The following is a 6,346-nucleotide window of genomic DNA, read 5'->3' on the forward strand; positions in this document are numbered from 1 at the left end:
CCCTGCCGCTGGCGGTGGCCTGCTGCCACGCGGCGGTTGGCGGCGATACGCCCTCCGATGCGGTCGGGTTTGATCGGGCCGCGTCCGATCGGGTCGCGCTCGACCGGGGCGTACCCGACTTCACCCGCCTGGTCAAGGCGCACGGCGCGGCGGTGGTCAATATCGGCGTGGCACGCGAGGCGATCGTCCCCCGCCAGCCGGGCGAGCGCCAGCAGGACCGCATCGAGGATGGCACGCTCGGCTCGGGTTTCATCGTCGGTGCCGACGGTTATATCCTGACCAATGCGCACGTGGTGGCACGTGCGGCGGACATCAGTGTCAAGCTCAGCGACCGGCGCGAATACAAGGCGCGCCTGCTGGGGCTCGATACGCTGTCGGACGTGGCGCTGCTGAAGATCGACGCCGGCGGATTGCCGGTGGTCCGGATCGGCGACCCGGCCCGCATCGAGGTCGGCGAATGGGTGCTGGCCATCGGCGCGCCCTATGGTTTCAGCAATTCGGTCACGGCCGGCATCGTCAGTGCCAAGGGGCGCAGCCTGCCGGGAGCCGACTACATGCCTTTCCTGCAGACCGATGTGCCGATCAACCCGGGCAACTCGGGCGGCCCGCTGTTCAACATGCGCGGTGAGGTCATCGGCATCAACTCACGCATCTACAGCAACAGTGGTGGCTACCAGGGGCTGTCGTTCGCCATCCCCATCGATGTGGCCATGCGCATCAAGCAACAACTGCAGGCCAGGGGCGTGGTCACGCGTGGTCGGATCGGGGTCTCGGTGCAGGAGGTCAGCCAGGCACTGGCGCAGTCGTTCGGGCTGGCGCGACCGGCCGGGGCGCTGGTGAGCCATGTGGTGCCGTACGGGGCGGCCGCGCGCGCCGGACTCAGGGCGGGCGACGTGATTCTCAAGGTCGACCGCCAGGACGTGTTCCAGTCGGTCGATGCACTCACTTATATTTCCGGCCGTTCGCCCGGCCAGCGGGTGGCGGTGCAGGCCTGGCGCAACCGCGACCTGATCGAGCTGGACGTCTCGGTGGATGCCTTCGAGACCTCGGCTTCGCAGGCGGCCAGGGTCGCCCGACCTTCCGCGTCCCTGGGGTTCACCGTGCGGCCCCTGGTGCCGCAGGAGCAGGCCATGCTGAAGGTCGAGGGCGGCTTGCTGGTCGAACGGGTCAACCAGGCTGCCTTGCGCAGCGGGGTCAAGGCCGGCGATGTCATCCTGTCGTTCAATGGCGAGAACGTGGGCACCGTGGAGGCGCTGGTGGAGCAGATCCGCCAGGCGCGCGACGCCACCGGCCCGGCGGCATTGCTGATCCAGCGGGCGCAGGTGCGGGTGTTCGTGCCGCTGGAACTGAACCAGACCGACGACGCCGGCAGGGCCAGTCCGCCGGTGCCCTGAGGCCGGCCGGCGGGCATGGGCAGTCGCAGCAGGGCGAAGCGCGACACCAGCGCTATGCGCGGGCCGCCCCGGGTGGCAGCACGCATGGCGAGGCGGCACGCCGGCCTGGCGGCCTGGCCTGCGGCCAATGACAGCTACCGTCAGCCGTCCGAGAACACGATGTCGTAGCTGCTGGCCGGGTTCAGGGCCATGTTCATCGGGTTGGTCGCGCGGTTGGGATCGGTGTCCTCGACATCGTAGTCGTAGACGCCGGTCTCGGTGCCGTCGCCGATCGTGCGCGTGCCATCGGACACCGTGATCTTCTGCGGCCGGCCGTCATAACTGAGCTTGCCGGCGACGTTGCTCACATCGGGGTTGTGCACGATGCCACCGCCACCCATCGGATTGGTCTCGATCGTGTCTTCGTAGAGCGCTTCATTGCCGTGCGTCTCGCCATTGGGTCCGCTGGTGTTGATGCGAATGCCCGGCACATTGTCGCCGGCCTCGAAGGTGCCGGTCTCGCCGGGCTTGAGCGTCATCACGGCATCGATCTTGTTGGAATAGCCCGAGGTGTTGCTGCTGTTGGACGAGAAGGCGAAGGTCTGTTCGCGATCGGTATTGTTGGTGACATTGAAGAAATGGCCGGTGCCGGTCCCGGTCGACACGTGCTGCGTACTCTGCGGTGAAACGCCGGGCTGGCCGGAGACCGGATCGTTGGCCGCAGGCTGGGTCGGCGTGGTTTGCGGCGTGTCTTGCGGCGTATCTTGCCCGGTCGGTTGCGGCTGGCTGTCGGTGATGTCGCCGCTGGCCGCTTTCCTCTCGACGAAGGTCGGTGGCGGGAAGCTGCCGTCGAGGTCGCCGTTGTCGTAGCCCTGGTTCTGGCCCTGGCCGGACGAAGCGGGCGGGTTCTCTTCCTTGGACGGTGACGACTGCGAATTCGAATTGAGCAACTGCGCCAGGATGGCCATCACCATCGATACGAAGTCCATCAGTGCCTGGCGGTCGTTGGGCGTTTGCGCGTAGGATTGGTTGTAGCTGTTGTCCTGCGGCGATTGGTTACCTTCGCCGATGTCGTAGGGATCGACGTCGTTGGTGTCTACCGTGAAGTTCGAGGATTTGGCATTCCACCCGTTGCCGACATCGGAGGAGGGTGTCTGGAAGTCTAGTTCGAACCGCAGGCTGATTGACATAGTGGCATCTCATTGACGGACAAAAAGGGCTTGCTGCGTGATGAATGTCGGCCGCGGTGCTGTAGTTCCGTGTTGCCTATCTTTTAACAGGCGTTTCACCGGCAAGGTCATTGGGTCTTGCCGATGGTTGGCAACGGCATGCAGGTAGATATCTTCATCGATGCGAGTTCAAGTCGGCCTGGGTGTCGGGCAGGATGATGATCGCCATTACTTGCGGCGCTGACGTATTGACCAAGGATGAGTTGGCCAGAGAATGTTTCCGATGATGCTTGGTCGGTCGGCCATCCTTGTTCCTGCGCTTTTTTTCCTGGCTTTATTTTCGCTTCGGCGCACCCATATGCCCGACATGAACGCGCGCCCCCAATCCGAGCTCGACCATGGCTTCCACCCGGCGGTGGCGGCCTGGTTCGGTGCCGCCTTCGACGCTCCCACCGAAGCTCAGCGGCAGGCCTGGCCGCTGATCGCCGCCGGCCACCCGACCTTGATCGCAGCGCCGACCGGTTCCGGCAAGACCCTGACCGCTTTCCTGGCGGCCATCGATGCGCTGGTGCGCGAGAGCGTCGAGGCGCCGCTGCCGGACCAGACGCGGGTGCTGTACGTGTCGCCGCTGAAGGCCTTGTCCAACGACATCCGGGTCAACCTGCTGGCGCCGCTGGCCGGTATCGACCAGCAACTGCAGGCCATGGGCCTGCCGCCGCATGGCATCACCAGTGCCGTACGTACCGGCGACACCACGCCGGCCGAGCGGCGCGCGATGGTGCGGCGCTCGCCGCATATCCTGGTCTCCACGCCGGAGTCGCTGTACGTATTGCTGGGCTCGGACAGCGGACGGGCCATGCTGGCCGATGTGCGCACCGTGATCGTCGACGAGATCCACGCCGTGGCCCCGAGCAAGCGCGGCAGCCACCTGGCGCTGAGCCTGGCACGGCTCGATGCGCTGTGCGGCAGGGCGGTGGTGCGGGTGGGCCTGTCGGCCACGCAAAAGCCCTTGTCGCTGGTGGCCGATTTCCTCAGCGGCAGCGGCCGCCAGTGCGAAGTGGTCGACGTCGGTCATGTGCGCCAGCGCGACCTGGCGCTGGAGCTGCCGCCGGTGCCGCTGGAGCCGATCATGGGCAATGACGTATGGGAGCGCGTCTACGATCGGGTGGCCGAGTTGACCGTCTTGCATCGTACTACCCTGGTGTTCGTCAACACCCGCCGCATGGCCGAGCGGATGGCGCGTCATCTGGCCGATCGCCTCGGCAGCGAACACGTGGCCGCGCACCATGGCAGCCTGGCCAAGGAGTATCGCCTCGATGCCGAACAACGCTTGAAGCGCGGCCAGTTGCGGGTGCTCGTGGCCACCGCTTCACTTGAGCTGGGCATCGACATCGGCGACGTCGACCTGGTCTGCCAGATCGGCTCGCCACGCAGCATCTCGGCCTTCCTGCAGCGGGTCGGTCGCTCCGGTCACCAGGTCGGCGGCTTGCCCAAGGGGCGCCTGTTTCCCACTTCGCGCGACGATCTGGTCGAGTGCGCCGCCTTGCTGGACTGCGTGCGACGCGATGAGCTCGACCTGCTGCATATACCCCTGGCGCCGCTGGATGTGCTGGCCCAGCAGATCGTGGCCGAGGTCGGATGCCGCGAATGGCGCGAAGACGCGTTGTTCGACCTGGTGCGCCAGGCCTGGCCCTATGCCACGCTGGCGCGCAGCCGTTTCGATGCCGTGGTGCGCATGCTGGCCGATGGCTACAGCAGCGGTCGTGGCGTGCGCGGCGCCTACCTTCACCGCGATACCGCGGCCGGTACGCTGCGGGTGCGGCGCGGCGGCAAGATGACCGCCGTCACCTCGGGTGGCACGATCCCCGACAATGCCGACTTCAGCGTCATCCTCGAGCCGCAAGGCCATACCGTGGGCACGGTGCACGAAGACTTCGCCGTCGAGAGCCTGGCCGGAGACGTGTTCCAGCTGGGTAATACCTCCTATCGCATCCTGCGTGTGGAGGCCGGCCGGGTGCGGGTCGAGGATGCCCAGGGCGCGGCACCCAATATCCCGTTCTGGCTGGGCGAGGCGCCGGGGCGCAGCGACGAGCTGTCGCAGGGTGTGGCGCGCCTGCGCGGCGAGATCGACCACCTGCTGCAACAGCGGGCCGATGCGCGCGCAGCCATCGAGCATGCCGTGGATCACCTGGTCGCCCGGCTCGGCCTGGATGACGCGGGCGCGCGCCAGATCGTCGATTACCTGGCTACCGCGCGCTCGGCGCTGTCGGCCTTGCCCACGCGCGACACGCTGGTCATGGAGCGCTTCTTCGACGAATCGGGCGGCACGCAGCTGGTGCTGCATGCGCCCTATGGCAGTCGCATCAATCGCGCCTGGGGCCTGGCGCTGCGCAAGCGTTTCTGCCGCACCTTCAATGTCGAATTGCAAGCCGCCGCCACCGAAGACGCGATCGTGCTGTCGTTGGCCGACAGTCATAGTTTTGCGCTGGACGAAGTGTGGCGCTACCTGAAGTCGGCCACGGCAGAGCAGGTCCTGGTCCAGGCCCTGCTGGATGCCCCGCTGTTCAATGTGCGCTGGCGCTGGAACGCCACCACGGCGCTGGCATTGCCGCGTTTTTCGGGCGGTCGCAAGCTGGCCCCGCAGTTGCAGCGCATGCGCAGCGACGACCTGCTGGCCGCGGTGTTTCCCGACCAGGTGGCCTGTCTTGAAAACCTGGTCGGCGAGCGCCAGTTGCCCAGTCATCCGCTGGTCGACCAGACCCTCGATGATTGCCTGCATGAAGCCATGGATAGCCAGGGCTGGCTGGCGCTGTTGCGACGCATGGAAGCCGGCCAGGTGCGCCTGGTGGCGCGCGACTTGCCGGCGCCGTCGGCGCTGGCGATGGAAATCCTCAACGCCCGGCCCTATGCCTTCCTCGACGACGCGCCGCTGGAAGAGCGCCGCACCCAGGCCGTGGCGTCACGCCGCTGGAGCGATCCGGCCGCAGCCGGCGACCTGGGCGCGCTCGACGCTGGTGCGATTGCCGCCGTCGCCGGCCAGGCCTGGCCGCAGCCGCGCAACGCCGACGAGATGCACGAAGCGCTGATGTCGCTGGCCTGTATCACCGACGCCGAGGCTGCCGCCAACCCGGGCTGGCCGGCGCACCTGGGCGCGCTTGCGAGCGGCGGGCGCGCCACGCGCCTGGTGCAGGGCACGGCCCGGCTGTGGGTGGCGCGTGAGCGATTGGCCTGCCTGCAGGCGGCCTATCCGCAGGCCACGGCGAGCCCGCCATTGGTGCCGCCGCCGGACCACGACCCATGGAGTGGCGAAGTGGCCATGGTCGAGATAGTGCGGGCGCGTCTGGGCGGCTTCGGCCCCCAGGCCATCGACGCCATTGCCGCCCCGCTGGGCTGGAACCTGGCCGACACCGGGTTTGCGCTGGCGCAACTGGAGCGCGAGGGCTACGTCATGCGTGGACGGTTTGCGCCGGGCGTGGAGGTCGAGCAATGGTGCGAGCGCCATCTGCTGGCCCGCATCCATCGCTACACCATCGGCCATCTGCGGCGCGAGATCGAGCCGGTCGAGCGTCGTGACTTCATGCGTTTCCTGCTGGACTGGCAGCATGTGTCGCAGGACACGCGCCTGCAGGGGCGCGAGGCCTTGCCGCAGCTACTGGCCCAACTGGAAGGATTCGAGGCCGCCGCCGGCGCCTGGGAGCCCGAACTGCTGGGCGCGCGCATGAAGGATTATTCGCGCCAGATCGGAAGAGCGTCGTGTAGGGAAAGAGTGTAGATCTCGGTGGTCGCCGTATCATTAAAAAAAAA

2 protein-coding genes and 1 pseudogene are annotated in these 6,346 nt (G+C 67.2%); 2 read left to right on the forward strand and 1 reads right to left on the reverse strand.

What is annotated here, in order from left to right; all coding sequences use genetic code 11:
* Window positions 1-1,394, forward strand: a 1,394-nt coding sequence (locus PMI40_RS22620; protein WP_369770855.1) for a Do family serine endopeptidase, incomplete at its 5' end; no start/stop codon positions are given.
* 140 nt (window positions 1,395-1,534) lie between these two features.
* On the opposite strand, the gene PMI40_RS22625 is transcribed toward PMI40_RS22620, so the two are convergent.
* Window positions 1,535-2,563, reverse strand: coding sequence for a hypothetical protein (locus PMI40_RS22625; RefSeq protein WP_008120370.1), 1,029 nt, complete (start codon window positions 2,561-2,563; stop codon window positions 1,535-1,537).
* A 346-nt stretch (window positions 2,564-2,909) separates the two neighbouring features.
* On the opposite strand from PMI40_RS22625, the pseudogene PMI40_RS22630 reads away from it, so the two are divergent.
* Window positions 2,910-6,278, forward strand: a pseudogene (locus PMI40_RS22630) (DEAD/DEAH box helicase); the annotation flags it as partial.
* Window positions 6,279-6,346 lie beyond the last annotated feature (68 nt).

The sequence above is a fragment of the Herbaspirillum sp. YR522 genome, assembly GCF_000282575.1.
Lineage (GTDB): Bacteria > Pseudomonadota > Gammaproteobacteria > Burkholderiales > Burkholderiaceae_D > Herbaspirillum.